Source organism: Dickeya sp. ws52, assembly GCF_007210685.1.
GTDB classification, from domain to species: Bacteria; Pseudomonadota; Gammaproteobacteria; order Enterobacterales; family Enterobacteriaceae; genus Dickeya; species Dickeya chrysanthemi.
Genome location: NZ_SZVX01000002.1, coordinates 144,611 through 167,626, shown reverse-complemented (window position 1 = coordinate 167,626; position 23,016 = coordinate 144,611). Strand labels below are relative to the sequence as shown.

General features: G+C 56.4%; 17 protein-coding genes. 5 read left to right on the top strand and 12 right to left on the bottom strand.

What is annotated here, in order from left to right; genetic code table 11:
- Positions 1-4: 4 nt before the first annotated feature.
- The 4 genes from secD to queA form a co-directional block, all read right to left on the bottom strand.
- On the bottom strand, positions 5-1,852 hold the full coding sequence (gene secD, locus FDP13_RS02615) for a protein translocase subunit SecD (RefSeq protein WP_072033789.1): 1,848 nt from the start codon (positions 1,850-1,852) through the stop codon (positions 5-7).
- 28 nt (positions 1,853-1,880) lie between these two features.
- The gene (gene yajC / locus FDP13_RS02610) at positions 1,881-2,216 is read right to left on the bottom strand and encodes a preprotein translocase subunit YajC (protein WP_012770768.1); all 336 of its coding nucleotides are present in this window, start codon (positions 2,214-2,216) and stop codon (positions 1,881-1,883) included.
- A 66-nt stretch (positions 2,217-2,282) separates the two neighbouring features.
- Entirely contained in the window at positions 2,283-3,446 is a 1,164-nt protein-coding gene (gene tgt, locus FDP13_RS02605; protein ID WP_012770769.1) for a tRNA guanosine(34) transglycosylase Tgt, read from the bottom strand.
- 89 nt (positions 3,447-3,535) lie between these two features.
- Complete coding sequence (queA, locus tag FDP13_RS02600; RefSeq protein ID WP_033576092.1) at positions 3,536-4,603, bottom strand: tRNA preQ1(34) S-adenosylmethionine ribosyltransferase-isomerase QueA; 1,068 nt, start codon at positions 4,601-4,603, stop codon at positions 3,536-3,538.
- Between the two features lie 159 nt (positions 4,604-4,762).
- Between queA and FDP13_RS02595 the strand changes: the two genes are divergently transcribed.
- On the top strand, positions 4,763-5,368 hold the full coding sequence (locus FDP13_RS02595) for an ACP phosphodiesterase (protein ID WP_027712849.1): 606 nt from the start codon (positions 4,763-4,765) through the stop codon (positions 5,366-5,368).
- Between the two features lie 177 nt (positions 5,369-5,545).
- Positions 5,546-6,148, top strand: a complete 603-nt coding sequence (locus FDP13_RS02590; protein ID WP_013316819.1) for a peroxiredoxin C — start codon at positions 5,546-5,548, stop codon at positions 6,146-6,148.
- 78 nt (positions 6,149-6,226) lie between these two features.
- On the opposite strand, the gene proY is transcribed toward FDP13_RS02590, so the two are convergent.
- From proY to phoB, 6 genes are all read right to left on the bottom strand, one after another.
- Entirely contained in the window at positions 6,227-7,579 is a 1,353-nt protein-coding gene (proY, locus tag FDP13_RS02585; RefSeq protein ID WP_012770773.1) for a proline-specific permease ProY, read from the bottom strand.
- Between the two features lie 99 nt (positions 7,580-7,678).
- Positions 7,679-8,998, bottom strand: a complete 1,320-nt coding sequence (gene brnQ / locus FDP13_RS02580; protein ID WP_033576093.1) for a branched-chain amino acid transport system II carrier protein — start codon at positions 8,996-8,998, stop codon at positions 7,679-7,681.
- Between the two features lie 430 nt (positions 8,999-9,428).
- Positions 9,429-10,535, bottom strand: a complete 1,107-nt coding sequence (locus FDP13_RS02575) for a cobalamin-independent methionine synthase II family protein (RefSeq protein ID WP_027712852.1) — start codon at positions 10,533-10,535, stop codon at positions 9,429-9,431.
- Between the two features lie 220 nt (positions 10,536-10,755).
- Entirely contained in the window at positions 10,756-11,730 is a 975-nt protein-coding gene (locus tag FDP13_RS02570; protein WP_012770776.1) for a PstS family phosphate ABC transporter substrate-binding protein, read from the bottom strand.
- A gap of 80 nt (positions 11,731-11,810) precedes the next feature.
- Positions 11,811-13,133 carry a phosphate regulon sensor histidine kinase PhoR gene (gene phoR, locus FDP13_RS02565; protein WP_033576005.1) on the bottom strand — a complete coding sequence of 441 codons (1,323 nt, stop codon included), beginning with the start codon at positions 13,131-13,133 and terminating at the stop codon, positions 11,811-11,813.
- A gap of 26 nt (positions 13,134-13,159) precedes the next feature.
- Positions 13,160-13,849, bottom strand: a complete 690-nt coding sequence (gene phoB / locus FDP13_RS02560) for a phosphate response regulator transcription factor PhoB (protein WP_012770778.1) — start codon at positions 13,847-13,849, stop codon at positions 13,160-13,162.
- Between the two features lie 323 nt (positions 13,850-14,172).
- On the opposite strand from phoB, the gene sbcD reads away from it, so the two are divergent.
- Together sbcD and FDP13_RS02550 are read left to right on the top strand one after the other, a co-directional pair.
- Positions 14,173-15,405: an exonuclease subunit SbcD gene (gene sbcD, locus FDP13_RS02555; RefSeq protein ID WP_143838494.1), complete on the top strand. Its 1,233-nt coding sequence runs from the start codon at positions 14,173-14,175 to the stop codon at positions 15,403-15,405.
- Complete coding sequence (locus FDP13_RS02550) at positions 15,402-19,085, top strand: AAA family ATPase (protein WP_143838492.1); 3,684 nt, start codon at positions 15,402-15,404, stop codon at positions 19,083-19,085. Before sbcD ends, FDP13_RS02550 begins: the two co-directional genes overlap by 4 nt.
- A gap of 35 nt (positions 19,086-19,120) precedes the next feature.
- Here the strand turns inward: FDP13_RS02550 and mak are convergent, their stop codons facing one another.
- Complete coding sequence (gene mak / locus FDP13_RS02545; RefSeq protein WP_033576008.1) at positions 19,121-20,032, bottom strand: fructokinase; 912 nt, start codon at positions 20,030-20,032, stop codon at positions 19,121-19,123.
- Positions 20,033-20,202: 170 nt separating this feature from the next.
- Here mak and rdgC point away from each other — a divergent pair, with 170 nt between their 5' ends.
- On the top strand, positions 20,203-21,114 hold the full coding sequence (rdgC, locus tag FDP13_RS02540) for a recombination-associated protein RdgC (RefSeq protein WP_027712858.1): 912 nt from the start codon (positions 20,203-20,205) through the stop codon (positions 21,112-21,114).
- A 45-nt stretch (positions 21,115-21,159) separates the two neighbouring features.
- Here the strand turns inward: rdgC and FDP13_RS02535 are convergent, their stop codons facing one another.
- On the bottom strand, positions 21,160-22,950 hold the full coding sequence (locus tag FDP13_RS02535) for a methyl-accepting chemotaxis protein (protein ID WP_143838490.1): 1,791 nt from the start codon (positions 22,948-22,950) through the stop codon (positions 21,160-21,162).
- Positions 22,951-23,016: the final 66 nt, after the last annotated feature.

The following is a 23,016-nucleotide window of genomic DNA, read 5'->3' as shown; positions in this document are numbered from 1 at the left end:
CTCCTCAGATAGACAGCTTTTTAATGCGTTTGCCGCCGTACAACAGGTTTACGATGGCACGGGTCCCAACGATCGCGGTAAACATGGATGTCGCCACGCCAATCCCGGTCGTAATCGCAAATCCTTTGATCGAGCCGGTACCGACCGCATACAGGATAATGACCTTAATCAGCGTCGTAACGTTGGCATCGAAAATGGAGCTGAATGCGCCGCGATAGCCTTCGTCAATCGCCTGCTGAACGGTTCGTCCGTTGCTGAGTTCCTCTTTGATACGCTCGTTAATCAGTACGTTAGCGTCCACTGCTACAGCCAGGGTTAACACGATACCCGCGATCCCCGGCATGGTCAGGGTAGCCCCCGGCAGCAACGACATCACCCCGACAACCAGCACCAGGTTCAACAACAGTGCCGATGTCGCAATCATGCCGAACTTCTTGTAGAAGAAGATCATGAACAGAATCGACACCGCTAAGCCAGCCAGACAGGCTTCCAGACCTTGGGTAATGTTTTGCATCCCCAGCGTCGGGCCGATGGTACGCTCTTCCACAATCTGAATCGGCGCTATCAGCGCACCGGCACGCAGCAGCAGCGACAGTTGGCGAGCTTCGTTCGGATTGTTGATGCCGGTAATGCGGAAGCTGTTACCCAGAGGAGACTGGATAGTGGCGACGTTAATCACCTCTTCCTGTTTTTCCAGAATGGCGCGACCATTAGCGTCTTTTTTACCGCTGTCCTTATACTCCACAAACAGGGTCGCCATCGGCTTACCGACGTTGCCCTTAGTGAAGTTTAACATCAGGTTGCCGCCGGCACTGTCCAGCGAGATATTCACCTGCGGGCGATTGTACTCATCATTGCCGGAAGTCGAGTCGGTAATGTGGTCGCCGGTCAGAATCACACGTTTGAACAGGGCTATCGGGCCGCCATCACGCATATTCATCACTTCGGTATCGCCCGGCACACGCCCGTTGCTCATCGCGACAGGATCAACATTGCTGTTCACCAGGCGGAACTCCAGCGTAGCCGTCGCGCCCAGAATTTCTTTGGCGCGCGCCGTATCCTGAATCCCCGGCAATTCAACCACGATACGGTCGGCACCCTGGCGTTGTACCAGCGGTTCGGCGACGCCGAGCTGGTTAACACGATTGCGCAGGATATTGATGTTCTGCTGCACCGCATATTCACGGGCTTCGCGCAAACGAACATCGCTCATCACCGCACGCAGCGTATCGTTGCCGCTAGAGCTGATCACCAAATCGCGATGGCGAGGGGTCAGGTAATTCACCGCGTTGTCACGCGGCTGACTGTCGCGGAACAGGATTTCCACGCCATAATTATCCGACTTGCGAACAGAAGCATACTGGATGCCTTTCTCGCGCAGTTCACTGCGCAGGGAATCCATCGTCTGCTCCTGTAACTTGCCTAATGCGGTATCCATATCCACTTCCATCAGGAAGTGAACACCGCCACGCAGGTCAAGACCCAGTTTCATCGGCTCCGCCCCCAGCACTCTCAGCCAGGTTGGCGTAGCGGGAGCCAGATTGAGCGCCACCACATATTTCTCGCCCAGCGCGTTCAGCAGCACTTCACGAGCATGAAGCTGTATATCCGGCGTAGAGAAGCGCGCGAGAATAGCGCCGTTTTCCAGCGCAATAGACTTGCTGGCGATATTTTGTTCTTTCAAAACATTCTGGATCTGGACCAGCGTAGATTCACTGGCGGCGGTTCCTCGCGCGCCAGTGACCTGAATTGCCGGATCCTCACCATACAGGTTAGGAAGTGCGTAGAGCAGACCGACGACGATCGTCACGATCAGCATCAGATACTTCCACAGAGGATAGCGGTTTAACACGATAGTTCCCTTCGGGAAAGTCGAAAAATTACAGGGCCTTCATGGTACCCTTCGGCAGTACGGACGTCACGTAGTCACGCTTGATCACGACTTCATTGGTATCATTCAGGGCAATGGTGATAAATCCGTTATCAGCCACTTTGGTCACGCGACCTACCAGGCCGCCGTTAGTCAACACTTCGTCGCCTTTGCTGATCGAATCCATCAACTTCTTGTGTTCCTTGGCACGTTTTTGCTGAGGGCGCAGGATCATGAAATAAAAAATCAGACCGAACACGGCCAGCATAATCACCAGAGAGTACGGGCTTCCTTGAGCCGGAGCACCTGCGGTTGCTGCCACAGCGTCGGAAATGAAAAAACTCATTTAAATGTCCTCTTTAGTTATCAAAACAACAGTTATCTATAAAACGTTCATGCCACGCAAACATGCTTATTGCGGCACATGACCTTCATGGTCATCTCCCGCCGCCTTGTCGACCAACGGCGGAACCGGTTTACCGATGCGCTGATAAAACTCAGTCACAAAGCTCTCTAATCTACCTTCCTCGATAGCCTGACGTAAACCCGCCATCAGGCGTTGATAATAGCGCAGGTTATGGATGGTATTGAGGCGCGCGCCGAGTATTTCGTTACAACGGTCAAGGTGGTGCAAGTAGGCGCGGCTATAATTGCGACACGTGTAGCAATCACAGTGCTCATCCAGCGGTCCGGTGTCGTCTTTATGCCGGGCATTACGGATCTTGACCACGCCGTCCGTCACGAACAGATGGCCGTTACGGGCGTTACGGGTCGGCATCACGCAATCAAACATATCGATACCGCGGCGTACCCCTTCCACCAAATCTTCCGGTTTACCCACCCCCATCAGATAGCGGGGTTTATCCGTCGGCAACTGCGGGCAGACATGCTCCAGAATGCGGTGCATATCGGCCTTCGGCTCGCCGACCGCGAGGCCGCCCACAGCGTAACCATCAAAACCGATGTCTACCAGACCTTTTACCGACACATCACGTAAATCTTCGTAAACACTGCCCTGAACGATGCCGAACAGCGCGTTTTTGTTGCTTAATTCGTCAAAACGCTGACGGCTGCGCTTCGCCCAGCGCAACGACATTTCCATCGACCGCTTGGCGTAATCCCAATCGGCGGGATACGGCGTACATTCGTCGAAAATCATCACGATATCGGAACCGAGATCGTACTGAATTTCCATGGATTTTTCCGGGCTCAGGAAAATAGCGTCGCCATTGATCGGATTACGGAAATGTACGCCTTCTTCCGTGATCTTGCGGATATCCCCGAGGCTAAAAACCTGAAAACCACCGGAGTCAGTCAGGATCGGACCATGCCACTGCATAAAATCATGCAGGTCGCCGTGCCGTTTCATGATTTCCTGCCCCGGGCGTAACCACAGGTGAAACGTGTTGCCCAGAATGATCTGAGCGCCGGTGTCTTTAACTTCTTCCGGCGTCATGCCCTTAACGGTGCCATAGGTGCCGACCGGCATAAAAGCCGGGGTTTCCACCACACCACGTTCAAAAACCAGACGACCGCGACGCGCGCGGCCGTCCGTTTGCAACAGTTCGTACTTCACTTAACCTCCAGCATCAGAAAACAGTCTGATGGCGTTATTGATATACCCACAGAACCTGGCCTGCGGTATGGAAATCGGTCGGCGGCGAATTAGCCCACCTGCTCCTGTTCCGCCGATGGATTACGGGTGATGAACATCGCATCCCCGTAACTGAAAAAACGGTACTGCTCCGTCACCGCTTGCCGGTAAGCCGCCATGGTATGGCGGTAACCGGCAAACGCCGAAACCAACATAATCAGCGTCGATTCCGGCAGGTGGAAGTTGGTCACCAGCGCGTCCACTACCCGGTAGTGATAGCCGGGATAGATAAAGATACGGGTATCGCCGAAAAACGGTGCGAGACTCTCCCCTGCGCTGGCCTGGGCTGCGCTTTCCAGCGAGCGCACCGACGTGGTGCCGACGGCGATAACGCGATTGCCGCGCGCCTTGCAGGCCAACACGGCATCCACCACCGCCTGCGGCACTTCGGCATACTCGGCGTGCATGATGTGATCTTCGATGGACTCCACCCGCACCGGCTGGAATGTACCGGCGCCGACATGCAGGGTAACGAAGGCCATTTCCACGCCTTTTTCCTTCAGGGCCGCCAGCAACGGCTCGTCAAAGTGCAAACCGGCGGTCGGCGCCGCCACCGCGCCCGGACGCTGGCTATATACCGTCTGGTACAGTTCGCGGTCCGCCGCCTCATCCGGGCGGTCGATATAGGGTGGCAGCGGCATATGCCCGATGTCATTGAGAATGGTCAACACATCGCGCGTATCGTCAAACTGAATTTCAAACAAGGCGTCATGACGCGCCAGCATGGTGGCTTTCACGCTCTCACCTTCACCGAGCAATAGCGCAGTACCCGGTTTCGGCGCCTTGGAAGCGCGCACATGCGCCAATACGCGCTTATCATCCAACATGCGCTCGACCAAGACTTCCAACTTGCCGCCGCTGGCCTTGCGGCCAAACAGACGAGCGGGAATAACACGGGTATTGTTAAATACCAGCAGATCGCCCGGCTGTAATTTATCGAGCAGATCGGTAAAGACGCCGTGCGCGATTGCGCCTGTCGGGCCATCCAGCGACAACAGACGGCAACCGCTGCGTTTTGCCTGCGGATAGCGGGCAATCAGAGATTCAGGCAACTCAAACGAAAAATCGGCAACACGCATGACCATTCACTTAATTTTCGGCACAGTGGAACAAAAGAAGCGGCCTAGTCTAGAGCCCGTCGGGAGCGGCTGCAAGAAATAAGCGGGACTGCTCGTCGCCTTCCTCTATACTTGCGCATTATTAATGCCTTTTCGCTTTTCCGGGAGCGCGTCGACCCCATGAATTTTCTCGCACATCTGCATCTCGCCACGCTGGCACAAAGCTCGTTGACCGGAAACCTGATGGCGGATTTCGTGCGCGGTAACCCTGACACACTTTATCCGGCGGAAATGGTCGCAGGCATCCGTCTGCACCGCCGCATAGACGCCCTGACCGACAGCCTGCCGGAAGTACGCACCGCCTGTCGCCATTTCAGTGCCGATTATCGCCGCGTCGCACCGATAGCGCTGGATGTGCTGTGGGACCATTTTCTGGCGCGCCACTGGTCGGAACTGGAGCCCACAATACCCTTGACGCATTTCGTCAACGACGCCGAACGACAAATAGCGCCCCACCTGCCTGATACCCCGGAGCGCTTTCGCAACCTGAATCATTACCTGTGGCCTGAACGCTGGCTGGAGCGTTACGCCGAACTGCCGTTCATCGCCGACGTACTGCACCGCATGTCGGTGCGCCGCCCGAAGCTGGCGGCGCTTTCCGGTTCTTTCGGCGACATTGAACGCGGCTACCATCAATTTGAAACATTATTCTGGCAGTTCTATCCTCGTATGATGCATCTGGCAAAAACAGGTCAGCTTGATGGCCCGGCTGACGCCGCACGGTAACATGAGGAACAGCACGCCAGGCTGTTCATCTGTCAGTGAAAAGAATTATCAATTGATTCGATAGACAAAGGCTATCTTATTGATTGGTCGCTTTCACTTTATTCACCGGCAGGCTGTACCTATACTTACGGCGTTTATTACATTCACCTATCATTAACAGTATTTACAGGAGTAATTATGGTCCTGGTAACGCGTCCTGCCCCCGATTTCACCGCCGCTGCCGTACTGGGAAGCGGGGAAATCGTTGAGAATTTCAATCTGAAAAAGCACATCAACGGTAAACCGGCTGTGATCTTCTTCTGGCCGATGGATTTCACCTTCGTGTGCCCGTCTGAGCTGATTGCGTTCGATCACCGCTATGAAGAGTTTAAAAAACGTGGCGTTGAAGTGGTTGGTGTGTCTTTTGACTCTGAGTTCGTTCACAACGCCTGGCGTAAAACTCCGGTCGAAAACGGCGGTATCGGCGAAGTGAAATACGCGATGGTCGCTGATATTAAACGTGAAATTCAGAAAGCCTACGGTATCGAACACCCGGAAGCCGGCGTAGCGCTGCGCGGCTCTTTCCTGATCGATAAAAACGGCATCGTCCGTCATCAGGTAGTGAACGATCTGCCGCTGGGTCGTAACATCGACGAAATGGTACGTATGGTTGATGCACTGCAATTCCACGAAGAGCACGGCGAAGTGTGCCCGGCTCAGTGGGAAAAAGGCAAAGCCGGTATGGGCGCCTCTCCGGACGGCGTGGCGAAATACCTGAAAGAAAACGCCAACAACCTGTAATCGATACGTCGATATCAGGCATCAGCCAGCGGCCTCGCCGCTGGCTTTTTTATGCCCGTCATCCGTGCACCGTGCGGCTCAAGCACGGCGCCGACGCAGCGCGTAGCTTGCCAGTAACAGCGCTATCCACACCATCCCGGCATACAGCGCGATACGGGTATCAGGGAAATAACCGATCAGGCCGATGATGAATACCAGAAAGACAATGCCGACCATCGCGGTCGCCGATCCGCCGGGTAACGGAAACGCCAGTGCTTTAGCCTGTTCGCGACTCAGTTTGCGGCGAAAGGCAATCTGTGAGCACAGAATCATGATCCACACCCATACCGTAGCGAAGGTCGCCAGCGACGCAATCACCAAAAACACTTTCTCCGGCATGATGTAGTTGAGATACACGGCGATCAACAGCGCCAGCACCATCACCACCACCGTCACCCAGGGGGTGCCGCGCTGTGACAGGCGGCTGAATACCTTCGGCGCATGTCCCTGCTCCGCCATGCCGTGCAACATGCGACCGACGCCGAACACGTCACTGTTGATGGCGGAGAGCGATGCGGTGATCACCACGAAATTCAGGATGCCGGCCGCCGCCGTAATGCCCATATGTTGGAACGTCAGTACAAACGGGCTGCCTTCGGTGCCCACCTGATTCCACGGATAAATCGACATAATCACAAATAAGGTGCCGACATAGAACACCAGAATACGCCAGGGCACCGAGTTGATGGCGTGCGGAATGGACTTGTGCGGTTCTTTGGCTTCGCCGGCGGTGATGCCGATAATTTCCACGCCGCCATAAGCGAACATCACCATCTGCAACGACAGGATCATCCCCATCACACCATTGCTGAAGAAACCGCCGTTGCTCCATAAATTATGGATACCGGTCGGCTCGCCGCCGTTGCCGATCCCCCAGACGATGATGCCAATCCCGGCCACAATCATCACCACGATGGTCGCGACCTTGAAAAACGACAGCCAGAACTCCAGCTCGCCGAAGACTTTCACATTCATCAGATTGATGGCGCCGATGATCAGCACTACGCTCAATACCCAAACCCAATGCGGCACCGCCGGGAACCACACGCCCATATAAATGCCGAAAGCGGTAACGTCGGCAATCGCCACGATCAGCATTTCAAAGCAATAGGTCCAACCGGTGATATAACCGGCCAGCGGGCCGAGGTAATCGCGGGCGTAGCGGGAAAAGGAGCTGGCCTGCGGGTTGTTGACGGACATCTCCCCCAGCGCACGCATAATGATATAGGCGAACACGCCGCCAATCAGATACGCCAGCAGCACGCTGGGGCCGGCCATTTGAATGGCGCTGGCAGAACCGTAAAACAGTCCGGTGCCGATGGCCGAGCCCAGCGCGATGAAACGAATATGCCGCGTACTTAAGCCGCGCTTGAGTCTGGATTGTTGTTCCATAGGTTTGGATTGTTGTTCCATAAATAAGCAACCCTGTCTTTACAAACGAAAAAACCACAGGCAAATGCCTGTGGTGAAAAACCTCCGTCCAACCGTCAATCAGGAGTGTGCGGTGACTTCCTGACGACCGGTGATGCGGTCATAAATCCCCACCACCAGCAGAATGAGCAATGACGGCGGCAACCAGGCCAGACCCTGCTCACTCATCGGCAGGCTTTGCGTCCAGCCCGGCAGTAATGACTGAAAAGCAGAGGATTTAATACCGTCCAGCAAGCCAAACACCAGACTGACCAGCATCACCGGTGCGATCACATGGGTACTGTTATTCCACCAGCGACGGGTGAAACTCAGCAGCACCAGCACAATGCACGGCGGGTAAATAGCAGTCAGCACCGGCACTGACAGCTGAATCAGATGACTCAACCCCAGATTGGAGACCACCATCGAGAACCCCCCCAGCACAAACACCAGCGTGCGATAAGACCACGGCAGGTACTGCGCGAAAAATTCGGCACAGGCGCAGGTCAGCCCTACGGCGGTGACCATACAGGCGATGAAGATCAGCAACGCCAGGAAGCTGCTGCCCATATTGCCGAAGGTGTACTGCACATAGGCGTGCAGAATTTCAGCGCCGTTTTGTGCGTTCGGCACCAGCGAACCACTGAAGGAACCCAGGTGGAACAAACTCAGGTAAACCAGCGTTAATCCCAGCCCGGCGATCAGCCCGGCCCAAATGGTGTAACGGGTTAACAAGGCAGCGTCGCTGACGCCGCGAGAACGCGCAGCGTTGACGATAACAATACCGAACACCAGCGCACCCAACGTATCCATAGTCAGATAGCCGTTGACGAAACCACTGGAGAACGGCACCTGCTGGTAGGCCTCGGCCGTCGGCATCGGCGTACCGGCCGGCCATAACAGCGCGGCAATTCCCAGTACGGTCAACGCGATAATTTTTACCGGCGCCAGAATGTGGCCGACGGTATCCAGCAGCCGCCCGGGATAGAGCGAAATCGCGATGACGATGGCAAAGTAGATCAGGCTATAAATCAGCAACGGCATGGCGCCCTGGCCCACCAGCGGCGCGATACCGACTTCAAACGATACCGTCGCGGTACGCGGAGTAGCGAATAATGGCCCCACCGCCAGATAACAGACCGTCGCCAGCAGCACGCCGGCTTTCTTGCCGATCGGGCTACTCAGGGTATCAATACCGCCGCCCACTCGGGCCAACGCGATCACCGTCAGCACCGGCAAGCCCACCGCGGTAATCAGGAAGCCCAGTGCGGCTACCCACACGTGTTCACCGGCCTGCTGGCCGACCATCGGCGGGAAAATAATATTCCCGGCACCGACGAACAGGGCAAAGGTCATGAAGCCCAATGCCATGATATCTTTGGAAGTTAAACGATGACTCATCATGTATGTTGTTGTTGCCTGTAAAAATGTTGTTGCCTGTAAAAATGGTGTTGCCGGCAAGAAACCGGGCGCGTAAAGCGGCGCACGCGAAAAGCGAAACGGCCGTGCGATGTGCAGGATTATGGATGTGAGGTTTTATTGCACAGCGTTAATGGGGGCTAAGTAAAACGTTTATAGCAATAAAAGGCAATACGCGATCGGTAAACCAGAACATTAATCTGATATTTAATATAAAGTCAGCATTAGAATTTATATTTTCACACCCAGACTATACATGATTTGTGCATAAAAACAGTTTGTAGCGCGAAAGATAAGCTCAGATTTCCATCAAAGAGCAATAAGTAGCCATATTAAAAACTTATGGAAATAAAAAACGCCGGCAATAGGCACCGGCGTTATAAAAAAGCGTACTGACCTGCGGAGTTCGCCGTTACCAGACGCGGTTAGCGATATCCACCACCAGCTTGAGTTTTGCCCACTGCTGCTCTTCCGACAGCGTGTTGCCCTCTTCGGTAGATGCAAAACCGCATTGCGGGCTCAGGCACAACTGGTCCAGCGCAATATATTGCGTGGCCTCGGCAATACGCTTTTGTACTTCTTCCGCGTTTTCCAGTTCGCCATTTTTGGTGGTGATCAAACCCAGCACCACTTTCTGGTGGCCCGGTTTGATGAAACGCAACGGCTCAAAGCCACCGGCCCGTTCAGTGTCGTATTCGAGGAAAAATGCATCCACATTCACTTCACCAAACAGCGTTTCCGCCACCGGCTCATAGCCGCCTTCGGAAATCCAGGTGGAGCGGAAGTTACCGCGGCAGACATGCAGGCCCACCACCAGATCGGCCGGTTTACCCTCCAGCGCCTTGTTCAGCACTTGCGCATAGGTGCGGCGCAGATAATCCGGATCATCGCCGCGTTCGCGGATCTGGCGTTTCTGGTCTTCGGAACACAGATAAGCCCACACCGTATCGTCCAGTTGCAGGTAACGGCAGCCAGCGTCATAGAATGCGCGAATGGCATCACGCCAGGTCAACGCCAGATCGTCGAAATAGTCGGCCAGATCCGGATAAACGGTACTGTCGATGACGTTACGGCCGCCGCGGAAATGCAACACGCTCGGGCTGGGAATCGTCATCTTGGCGACCGCATCGCCGGCCACGCTGTTGAGGAAGCGGAAATCGTCCAGCATCGGGTGCTGGGGATTAAAACTGACTTTGCCGGTCACTTTCACACCGCGGGCTTTGGTCTGCACGCCGTTAAACTGAATCCCCTGATCCGCTTCATAACGCTCCACGCCGTTCAGGCTGTCGAAGAAGTCAAAGTGCCACCAGGCGCGGCGAAACTCGCCGTCGGTCACCAGTTGCAGACCCGCCGCGCGCTGCAACTCCACCGCGCGTTGAATTTCCTGATCTTCGACACGGCGCAACGCAGTGGCGTCAATCTCACCGGCCTGAAACTGCAAACGTGCCTGCTTGATGGCCGCCGGACGCAACAAACTGCCGACCACATCGGCACGAAACGGAGAAAGGGCTTGTGTCATATTCTGCTCCTGCACTTCAACTGACACGAAACAGCCTGATTTCAGGCGGTTGGTTTTCAGATGAACTGATTTTTAGATGAATTGGTTTTCAGAGGAAATAATTACGCCGCTGAACTTTTTAGCCATCCAGACGGCTAGAAGTGAAACTATCCTGTCATGCGTTTTTCTCAACGACAAGGGAAGAATTTTCACGACACATGAAATAAATTCATGTTATTCATCAGTTTGTTGCAGAAACGCTATGCGATGCCGGCGCCATATCGTCAAGCCCGAGCGACTGTCTGGTTTGCTCACGCGCTATTTCCGGCAACGGCAGGTAACCATCCTGACTGACCAGGGCTTGTCCCGGCGCCGACAACACCCGGTCCAGAAACGCGGCGGTCAGCGGCTCCAGCGGTTTACCGGGAACTTTATTGACGTAAATATAGAGATAACGCGTATAGGGGTAACGCCCGCTGCGGATAGTGTCGGCGGTCGGCAGTACGTAATCGTTTGTGTCGCTGGCCGCCAGCGGCAGCACCCGCACCCCGCTGGCGCGAAAGCCGATGCTGGCGTAACCAATGGCGTTGACCGACGCCGCGACCGCCTGTACCACCGACGCAGAACCGGGCAATTCATTTACCTGCGGCAGAAAATCGCCGCCGCACAGCGCCTGCTGTTTGAAGAAACCGTAGGTGCCCGACGCTGAATTGCGTCCGTAGCGCAGCAGCGATCGCTGTTGCCAGATGCCGTTTAGCCCCAATTCCTGCCAGCGTTGTACCGCTTTGCCGGCACCGCAACGGCGCGTCACCGAGAAGATGGCATCCAGTTGGCGCACCGTCAGCCCGGTAATCGGGTTATCCTGATTGACCAGCACCACCAGCGCATCCAGCGCGACGGGCACCGCCGTCGGCGCGTAGCCATAATGCTGTTCGAACGCTTCGATTTCGCTGCTTTTCATCGGCCGGCTCATCGGCCCCAGTTGCGCCGCACCGGCGGCCAGCGCCGTCGGCGCCGACGAGGAACCCGCAGCCTGAATCTGTAAATTAACGCCGGGATAATGCTGGCTGAAATCCGCCGCCCAGAAGGTCATCAGGTTCGCCAGCGTGTCGGAACCGGCGCTGGAAAGATTCCCCGCCAGCATCGCCTGCGGCGCAGCCGCAACCTGACCAGACAGGCACAACAGCAAAGCAAGCAGGCGGCGGGTGGCTATCATGTGTGGTTTCCATCGCAGTGAAAGACAAGAGTCGGCTATTTTCGGCACAGCGGCGGGGACAATCAAGCCCCCGCCGGGCATCACAACTGTGGATTCACGGCATTCTGTCCCAGCACCGAACGAACAATCAGCCGGTTTGGCAAGGTGAACATAAAGCGGGAACCGGCACCTTCTTCGCTGAGGATCTCCAGCCGGGAGTCGTGGTGGCTGAGCGCATGTTTGACGATAGCCAGCCCCAGCCCGCTGCCGCCGGTCTGCCGCGAGCGGGCCTTATCGACACGATAAAAACGCTCGGTTAAGCGAGGGAGATGTTCGGCGGCAATACCCGGGCCGTTATCGCTGACCTGGAACTGCGCGCCCTGCGGCGTTTGCTGCCAGCACACCTCAATGCGGGTGCCCGACGGCGTATGATTAACGGCGTTATACACCAGATTCGACACCGCGCTGCGCAGTTGCTCCTCGTTGCCGAACACCTGCAGTTGCTCGTTGACGCGAAACACAATCTCGTGACGCCCTTGGCTGAGAGTGTCGGCTTCACGTTTGAGCACCCGTAGCATCAGCGGGATATCCACCTTCTCGTTGAGATCGATAGCGGCGGCGGCCTCAATGCGCGACAGCGTCAGCAATTGCCGCACCAGCCCGTCCATACGGCGGGTTTGCTCCTGCATGGTGTGCAACGCCTTGGACTGCAACGCGCCATCCAGCGATTCGTCGCTCATCATTTCCAGATAGCCTTGCAACACCGTCAACGGCGTACGCAATTCGTGGCTGACGTTGGCAAAAAAGTTACGCCGCGCCCCTTCCAGTTGGTGCATCTGAGTGACATCGCGGGCCACCATCAGCAATTGGCCTTCCGAATAGGGCATCACCCGGAATTCCACATGATGGGCGTTTTTTAGCGTCAACGTCAGCGGGCGGCTGAAATCCTGCTGTTGCATATACTGGGTGAATTCCGGGTAACGCAGCAGGTTGAGGATGTTTTGGCCATTGTCTTCCGGCCAGCGAAAGCTGAGCAGGTGCTGAGCCAGCCGGTTACACCAAATGATGCCGCCCTCTTCGGTGGTGATCACCACCGCATCCGGCAACGACTCCGCTCCGCTGCGAAAGCGTTTGATCAGCAGCGCCAACTCACGGCGGCGGCGGCGGTTGCGCAGTTGCATCTGATACAGGCCGTAAAACAGCGGCTCCCAGCTCCAGCGGCCGGGCGGCGGCGTCATACTGCGGTCAACCCACAGCCAGTAGGACAGGCGCAGTTGGTTATAGAAGTTCCAGCACAGTGCCGCCAGCACCGACGCCAACAGAAACCAGGGCAGATAGCCGATGATCAGCCCCAGCAACAAACCGGGCAAACAAAAAAAAGCCAGCTCCAGCGCCAGCTTTTTCCAGGACAAACGTTCTAGCACGTCAGATTTCTCCGGGACTCACGCTATCAATAACGTGTTGAGAAACGGTATCCAGTTCCCCGAACGGTCTGAACCATCTTGTCGTGTCCACTGGTTTCCAGCGCCTTGCGCAGGCGGCGGATATGCACATCCACAGTACGATCCTCAACATACACGTTAGTGCCCCATACGTGATTCAGCAACTGCTCACGACTATATACCCGCTCCGGGTGGGTCATAAAGAAGTGCAACAGCTTGAACTCCGTCGGCCCCATATCGAGCGCATGTTCTTCCGTCGTCACCCGGTGGGAAGAGGGGTCCAGACTTAAGCCACGCATTTCGATCACTTCTTCCACCGCCATCGGCGAAATTCGGCGCATCACCGCTTTAATGCGCGCCACCAGCTCTTTAGGTGAAAACGGTTTGGTGATGTAATCATCGGCACCGACTTCAAGACCGCGTACGCGATCTTCTTCTTCGCCGCGGGCCGTCAGCATCATGACCGGAATATCACGGGTCAGCGCTTCGCGTTTCATGTGCTTGATAAACTGCAAACCGGACCCGCCGGGCAGCATCCAGTCCAGCAGCACCAGTTCAGGGTAAGGCTCGGCCAGCCGGGTCACCGCGCTGTCGTAATCCTCCGCTTCAACCGGCTGATAGCCGTTCTGCTCCAGCACGAAGCACACCATCTCGCGAATCGGCGCTTCATCTTCCACCACCAAAATACGTCTTGCCATATCTATCCTGCCGTTAATCGTCACGGTTAGCGTGCGGTGTGCATTATGCGTCAGTTTTATGACAGATTTATGAAAAACGCGCCCGACAACCGCCGCCCCATCACCATTTGCGAAGACAGCCGGAGCGCTTATTTTTTCCGCCATCCCACGCCGGTCGGCCGCGCTCATACAGATATTATGGGACAGGCCCTAAACTGCACGCCTATAATCGCCGATGATAAAGACGCGGCGTTTAGCCATAACCTACGGTGCCCGCCTTTGTGCCGTTGTCGATGAACACCGCCAAAACAACATGTCGTTTGCACTCACCTGCAGGGAGTCTCATGCGAATTATTCACACGTCTGACTGGCATCTCGGTCAGTACTTTTATACACGGAGCCGTGCGTCTGAGCATCAGGCGTTTTTGCACTGGCTGGTTCAGCAGGTTGAGCAGCATCAGGCCGATGCAGTAATAGTAGCAGGTGATGTGTTTGACAACGGCGCACCGCCCAGTTACGCCCGTGAAATGTATAACCAGTTTGTGGTGGCGTTGCAACGCACCGGCTGCCAGTTGGTGGTGATGGGCGGCAACCACGACTCGGTCGCCACCCTGAACGAATCCCGTGCGTTGCTGGCCTGCCTGAATACCCGGGTGGTCGCCGGTTTTGAGGGCGATATCAACGAGCAGGTACTGGTGCTGAATAACCGCGCCGGTGAGCCGGGCGCTTTGCTGTGCGCCGTCCCTTTTCTACGCCCACGCGATGTGCTTGCCAGTCAGGCGGGTCAATCCGGCGCTCAGAAACAGCAGGCGCTACAGGATGCCATCGCCGAACACTATCGTCGCTGTTACCAGTTGGCGTGCGAACAGCGCGCGGCACTGGGTCGGGAATTGCCGATCGTATTAACCGGGCACCTCACGACGGTGGGCGTCGCGACCTCCGACTCGGTACGAGATATCTATATCGGTACGCTGGATGCGTTCCCGGCACAAGCCTTCCCCCCGGCGGATTACATCGCGCTCGGGCATATTCATCGCCCGCAACGGGTGGCGCAGTGTGAGCACATCCGTTACAGCGGCTCACCGATCCCGCTGAGCTTCGATGAGCTGAATCATGAGAAATCGGTCTATCTGGTGCACTTTGAGCAGGGAAAACTGCAGGACGTCACCGCGCTGAGCATACCGACCGAACAGCCGATGCAGTTGGTAAAAGGCAATCTGGCGGAGATCGAACGCCGTCTGGCCGGATTCCGCGATTATCATGGCGATAAACCCGTCTGGTTGGATATCGAGATCGCCACGCAGGATTATCTGAGCGATATCCAGCAACATATTCAGGCGATGACCGAACCGCTCAACGTGGAAGTGATTCTTTTGCGCCGGGCGCGGGAACAGCAACAGCAAATGCTGGTGCAACTGGAAAAAGAAACACTGGAAGAGTTACAGCCGGTCGAGGTTTTCGAACGGCGACTGGCACTGGAAGAAAACCTGGACGAGGCGATCCGGCAACGACTGAAAGGCTTGTTTAACCGGGTGATGCAGGAGATCGACGCACAGCGACAGGAGACGTCCGCATGAAAATTCTTAGCCTGCGCCTGAAAAACCTCAACTCGCTGCAAGATGAGTGGAAAATCGACTTCACGCGCGAGCCTTTCGCCAGTAATAGCCTGTTCGCCATCACCGGCCCGACCGGTGCAGGTAAAACCACCTTGCTGGATGCCATCTGCCTCGCGCTGTACCACCAGACGCCGCGTTTGAAGGTCAGTCCCGGTCATAACGAACTGATGACGCGCCACACCGCTGAATGTCTGGCGGAGGTGGAGTTCGAAGTTAAAAACGTCGCTTACCGCGCATTCTGGAGCCAGCGCCGCGCGCACAACAGCCCGGAAGGCAATTTACAGCCGCCCAAAGTGGAACTGGCGCTGTGCGCCGACGGCAAAATCCTTACCGATAAAGTGAACGACAAGCTGGCGATGGTAGCCGATATCACCGGGCTGGATTTCGATCGTTTCACCAAATCGATGATGTTATCCCAGGGGCAGTTCGCCGCCTTCCTCAACGCCGATGCCAATCAGCGGGCGGAGTTGCTGGAAGAACTGACCGGCACCGATATCTACGGCCAGATCTCAGAACGGGTATTCGAAAGGCACAAAGAAGCACAGAGCCAACTGGAGACTCTGCGGGCGAAAGTCGCCACGCTGGAGCTATTGAGCGATGAGCAACGTCAGGCACTGGAACAGCAACTGGACGCCATCCGCCAGCAGGAACAATCGTTATCGATACACCGGGAAGAAGTGCTGGCGCACCAGCGTTGGTATGACTCGCTGCTGCAACTCCAGCAGACGCAAAAACAGGCCCTGCAACAGCAATCCGCACATCAACAATTACAGCAACAATCGCAACCGCAATTAGATAAGCTGCAACGTAGCGAACCGGCGGAAAAATTGCGCCCGCTTTATGATGAGCGCGGGCGTGCGCAACGGGAAAAACAGCGGCTGAATCAACAATTAACCAGTGTTCGCCAGCAAATCGGCCGCCAGCAGGACGCCATGAACCAGCTGAAAATACAACTGGAAAAAGCGCTGTCTACCCGCCAGCAACACGCCGAACACCGCCAACAGCAAGAGACATTGATCAACGAGCGCATTCTGCCGCTTGACCACCATATCGCCACCTTGCAGACGCAGCGCGCCCAGCAGCAACAAGCGCTGGATAGCCTGATTGAACAACAAAAGACGCTGATAGCCGGCCTGGCCAGGCTACAACGCCAGCAAGAACAAACGCGGCTGCGGTTGGAGGAGATAGAAAATTATCGTCGGCAGCATAGTCGCCACCAGCATCTGGGCAGCCATATTCCCTTGTGGCAAGCGCAATTCCCCCAGCAACTGAAATGGCAGCAGGACCTGCACGTGGTGCAGGAAAAAGCGGCACAGCAACAGATTCAGGCGGAATACCTTGACCAGCAGCGCACGTCGCTGGTCGAAAAACAACAGGCGCAACAGCTCGCCTGTGAACGCGCCCGGCAACGGCTTAACGAGCATCTGCAACAGGATGAACAACTGGAAGCGGAGTACCCGCTGGCAAACCTGCGTCAGCAGTTAGCGCGGCGTGCGGCGGAACGGCCGGATCGCCAGCAACTGGCGACCAGCGCCGCCGTACTGCAACAGTTAATCAGCCAGCGTACCTTGCTGGAAGTACAACAGTTGGAAACGCAACGCCGAATTCAGGCGCTGGAAGAACAGCAAGTGCAGCAGCGTCGCGACTATCAGAATCAGGCCAGCCATTTGGTCGATCTCGACAAACGTCACGAACTGGAACTGCACATCGTCAGCCTGGAGCGGGAACGCCAGCAGCTCCAACCGGGCAAAGAGTGTCCCCTGTGCGGTTCAACGCACCACCCGGCGGTGGAGCGTTATCAGGCGTTGCGTCCGTCCGAAACCCAGCTTCGGCTACATGCGTTGCGTCAGGAGGTGGACGCACTGAAAGCCAACGTAGTGCAGACCGAAACCCAGCTTCAGTTGCAAAAACAGCACCGCCAGCAGCAGCAAAACGCACTGGAAAGCGTCCAGCGCGATTACGAGTCGCTGCGGTTGCAGTGCCAGTCTGTCAGTGAGCGCTTACTGGTTAGCTTCGATCCGCTGCAACTGCCGACGTTGCACCAGTGGATTGATGAATGTGACGCGCAGGAGCAATCGCTACAGACACAAATCGCCAGCCGTGAGCGCAATCAGCGCACTATTCAGGAAAGTAAGGATTTACTGACTTCGGCGCAGCAACTGCTGGCGCAAACCCTACAGCAACTGGAGTTAAACACCCAGCAGCAATCGGCGTTGCAGACCTCGCGCGATGAACTACAGCGATTACTGGACAAAACCGAACGCGAATTACAGCGCCTGCACGACAGCCTGAGCCAAACGATGGAAACGTTCGGGCTGACGGCACCCTCGCTCGCACAGCAGGAAGAGTGGCTGCGCCAGCGCCAAACCGAATGGTTACGCTGGCAGGAAAACGAACACGAGCAGCATCAGTGCCAGCCGCAATTGGCTGCACAGGCCGCCGAGATTACCGCCGGCCAGCGACGACTGGAAGAGACCGACGCCGCCATCAAAACCGGCCAGTTACAGTTGGCGGAAACACAACGCACGCTGGAGCAGGCGCAGCAGCAACGCTGGCAACTCTTGGGTAACCAGGCGGTGAACGACGTGCTGAAGCAGTTGCGGCAGGTCAGCCAGGCGCTGGAACTGGAAAATCAACAGGCGCAGCAGCAATGGCAACAAGGCCAGTCGCTGTTAAGCCGCCTGAACGGAGAAATCGACAGTCTCGAACAGCAAAGCCAACACGCAGACAGCGTGTTGCAACAACTGCAAACCCAGTTTGACGCAGCGCTCGCCGCAGCCGGATTCAGTGACGCCATCGTCTTTCGCGAGGCCCTGCTGGACGAAGGGGAACGCCATCAGCTCATTACGCTGAAAGAGCGGCTCAGCCAACGTCAACAACAGGTAGAAGCGTTATTGCAACAGGCCGGCAGCGCGTTGGAGCAACATCAGGCGACCCGGCCCGAATCGATGCCGGAAGGTATCAACGACTGGGATATTCGTCAGTTGCTTGCCGGTCTGGGCGACATGGTGAAAGTCGAAGTCGAACGTCAGGGCGAGCTGCGCCAGCAATTAGCCAGCGACCAACAACGCCGCGACAAACAACGCCAGTTGCTCGACGCTATCGAACGCGGCCAGCAAGTGTGCGATGACTGGGGCTACCTCAACCAGCTAATCGGGTCGCAAAAAGGCGACAAATTCCGCCGTTTCGCTCAAGGGTTGACGCTGGACCATCTGGTCTTTCTGGCCAACCGCCAGCTCTCTCGTCTGCACGGGCGCTACCTGCTGCAACGCAAGGCTTCCGACACCCTGGAGCTACAGGTGGCCGATACCTGGCAGGCCGATGCCGTTCGCGATACCCGGACATTATCCGGCGGCGAGAGTTTTCTGGTCAGCCTGGCGCTGGCGCTGGCGTTGTCCGATTTGGTCAGCGCCAAAACCCGTATCGACTCGCTGTTCCTTGATGAAGGTTTCGGCACGCTGGACAGCGAAACGCTGGATACCGCGCTGGACGTGCTGGATAACCTCAATGCGTCCGGCAAGACTATCGGCGTAATCAGCCATGTCGAAGCGATGAAAGACCGCATACAGGTGCAGATCCGGGTCAAAAAGCGCAACGGCCTCGGCATCAGCCAGCTCGATAGCACGTACGCCGTGAAATAACCGCAAAGGGGGCGCTCACCACGCCCCCCTCTCGCTTATGCTTCCCGCGGCCACAACCAGGCCGCGCCGCGCACGCCGCTGGAATCGCCGTGCATCGCCCGCCGGATCGGCGTGTCGCATTCACCGCCAAACACCCAGGGTTTCAGCAGCGCAGGCACGGTGTCATACAGCCGCATCACGTTACTCATGCCGCCGCCCAGTACAATCACATCCGGGTCCAACACGTTAACGATGTGCGCCAGCGACTTCGCCAACCGCTGTTCATAGCGTTGCAGCGCCTGTTCCGCCAGTCTGTCGCCCTGCTCCACCAGCGCGATAATCTCATGCCCTTTGCGTGCATCGCCGCTCAAACGCTGATAATCCATGCCAAAGCCGGTGCCGGAAATAAAGCTTTCGATACATCCGGTGCGGCCGCAATAGCAGGGCATCGTCTGCTGATCGCGCCATTCGTCGGCATCCATCCAGGGCAGCGGGTTATGGCCCCACTCGCCGGCTACGCCGTTACGTCCGCTGTGCACCAGGCCATTCAACGCTATCCCGGAACCGCAACCGGTGCCGATAATCACCGCAAACACCTTACCCGCCCCCGCAGCCGCGCCATCCACCGCTTCGGATACCGCAAAACAATTGGCGTCATTCGCTATCCGCACCGGCCTGCCCAGCAGTTGCGCCAAATCCTGATCCAACGGCTGCTGGTTCAGCCAGACCGAGTTGGCATTTTTAACCCGCCCGGTTACCGGCGACAGCGTGCCGGGAATCCCCACCCCGACGCTACCGCGTTGGCCGGTAGCCTGCTCCGCCATATCGACCAAATCGGCGATAGTTTGTAACGTTTGACGATAATCGTGGCGCGGCGTCGCCACGCGATGGCGAAACGCCTCCTCGCCTTCGTTCGTCAACGCAATGACCTCGGTTTTGGTACCGCCCAAATCAATACCTATTCGCACGTTGTCTCCTGTTTATCTACCGAACTCACGTACCACTGATGATGACATTATCGTACCGCCTCTCACCACAATTCGTTATTATGCCCGCTGCGAATAACCCCTGCGTCTTGAAACTCGCTCCGTGTTATCACGAGATATTGCGCCCAAGACGCGCCAGTCTGGGAAGAAAAATGCTGTGGTTTAAAAATTTGATGATCTATCGCCTGAGCCGCGATATCAGCCTCTCTGCGGACGCCATGGAGACACAGCTGGCCTCCTTCGCCTTCACCCCTTGCGGCAGCCAGGATCTGACCAAAACCGGCTGGGTTTCGCCGATGGGCCCGCACGGCGACGCTCTGACGCACGTAGTCAACGGTCAGATTCTGATCTGTGCGCGCAAAGAAGAAAAGATCCTGCCGGCTCCCGTTATCAAACAGGCGCTACAGGCCAGGATCGACAAGCTGGAAGGCGAACAACACCGCAAACTGAAGAAAACCGAAAAAGACGCGTTGAAAGACGATGTGCTGCACAGCCTGCTGCCTCGCGCATTCAGCCGTTTTAGCCAGATCTCGCTGTGGATAGACACCGTCAATCATCTGATTATGGTGGATGCCGCCAGCGCCAAGAAAGCCGAAGATACGCTGGCGCTGTTGCGTAAAACGCTGGGTTCGCTGCCGGTGGTGCCGCTCACGATGGAAAACCCGATCGAACTGACGCTGACCGAGTGGGTGCGTTCCGGCCAAACACCCGCCGGTTTTACCTTGCAGGACGAAGCCGAACTGAAAGCGGTGCTGGAGGATGGCGGCGTGATCCGCTGTAAGAAACAGGAACTGGTCAGTGACGAGATCGCCACGCATATCGAAGCAGGCAAGGTGGTAACCAAACTGGCGCTGGACTGGCAGGAACGTATCCAACTGGTGCTGGCGGACGACGGCTCGCTCAAGCGGCTGAAATTCGCCGATACGTTACGCGAGCAAAACGACGATATCGACCGGGAAGACGTAGCACAGCGGTTTGACGCCGATTTTACGCTGATGACCGGTGAAGTGGCGGCACTGATAGCCAGCCTGACGGAGGCGTTGGGCGGCGAGGCGCAACGCTAATCCCCGTCAAACTCAGGGTGCCGAATAAACCGGCACCCTGTCGCTTTACAGCTTAAAGTGGCTAATCGAGGAGTGTAATTCTTCAGACTGCGACTGCAACGACGCGAAAGCGGACGCCGCTTCCTGCACCATCGCCGCGTTCTGTTGCACCATCGAATCCAGTTGCGCCACCGCTTTGTTAATCTCCTGAATACCACGCATCTGCTCTTCCGATGCATGGGTGATTTCCGACATCACCGTCGTCACTGAAGAAACGCCGCCGACGATCTCGGTCATGGTGTTACCGGCCTGGCGAACCTGACGAGAACCGGCATCCACGCTCTCTACGGTAGATTCAATCAACGCCTTAATCTCTTTTGCCGCCTGTGCGCTGCGCTGCGCCAGCGAACGGACCTCGCCGGCTACCACCGCAAAGCCGCGACCTTGCTCACCGGCGCGAGCCGCTTCCACCGCCGCGTTCAACGCCAGAATGTTAGTCTGGAAGGCGATGCCGTCGATCACGCCGATGATGTCGCCGATCTTGCCGGACGCCACCTCGATCTCTTCCATGGTATTGATCACCTCGGACACCACCTTACCGCCGGCGCCGGCATCGTTCGCCAGCGCCAGCGCCCGGTCGTTCACCTGACGGGCTGAACCGGCCGACTGCGTAACCGTCGCGGAAATCTGCTCCAGCGCGGCGGCGGTCTGTTGCAGGCTGGCGGCCGCCGCGTCAGTACGGGACGCCAGATCATTGTTGCCGGTCGCCACTTCATCCGTCGCGGTTTGCAGCGACGCGCTGATGTCGCGAATCTGTAGCATGATCATGCTGAGCTTATCGACAAAGCTGTTGAACGAACGGGCAATCTGCGACACCTCGTCGTGGCCTTCATCCGGCAGACGTTGCGTCAGGTCGTTATTACCGTGGCTGATGTCATCCATCGCATCACGAATCTGCAACAGGCGTTTGAGGGATGCGTTGATCAGCAGCCCCAATATCACCGACCCCAGAATACTGATGATGACCAGTGCTATCACCGAGGTCCACAGCAACGACCCCATACCGGCGGTCGCTTCCGCTTTGTCCAACGCCACCAGCACATACCAGTCAGTACCGGCTACCGGCTGGGTTTTCACCAGCATGTCGCGTCCGCTGATGTTCAGCTGTACCGGCCGGTCGGATTTCAGTACCGATGCCAGACTCAGTTGCGGCACAATCTCGGTTAATTTTTTCAGCGTTAATTTGGCATCCGGGTGGGCGATGATGGTGCCATCCGCCTGAATCAGAATCCCGTAGCTGGCAGGCGTCGGGTGAATGGCTTTGACGTTGGCGATAACGCTGTCCATAGTCACGTCGCTGCCCAGCACGCCTTTGACGCTGTTGCCGTCCAGTACCGGCGCCACAAACGACACCACGATGGTATTGGTCGCCATATCCAGATAGGGTGCGGTTGCAACGGCTTTCCCTTCTCTCACCGCCTGCTGATACCAGGGCCGAACGGTGGGATCATAATTAGCCGGGATGCCGCCTGGGTCTGAAAATTTAGCGGTATGACTGGCGTAGCCCATATACACATTGATGAAACTGCCCGCCGTGGCCATCTGTTTAAATACAGGGATAGGGTCATCGTTGGTCAGTGCAACGGAATTGAGCGATGTTATGATTTGTTTTTTGGAAGCAACCCAATCACTGATAGCCAGGCTGTGGCCGGCAGTGACGGCGGTAAGCAGGTTATTGATAGACTCATCGTTATATTTATCAGTCACCCGGTAATTCAAGAAAGTGTTAATTACCAATGCAACCACAATGATAGCCGTACACACGGCCAGAATACGAGCGCGAATAGTTTTAAACATAATGACCACGTAATTATTGAAATACTTTTTTTTAGATAACCACAACGATCGCCTCATCGGTTACGA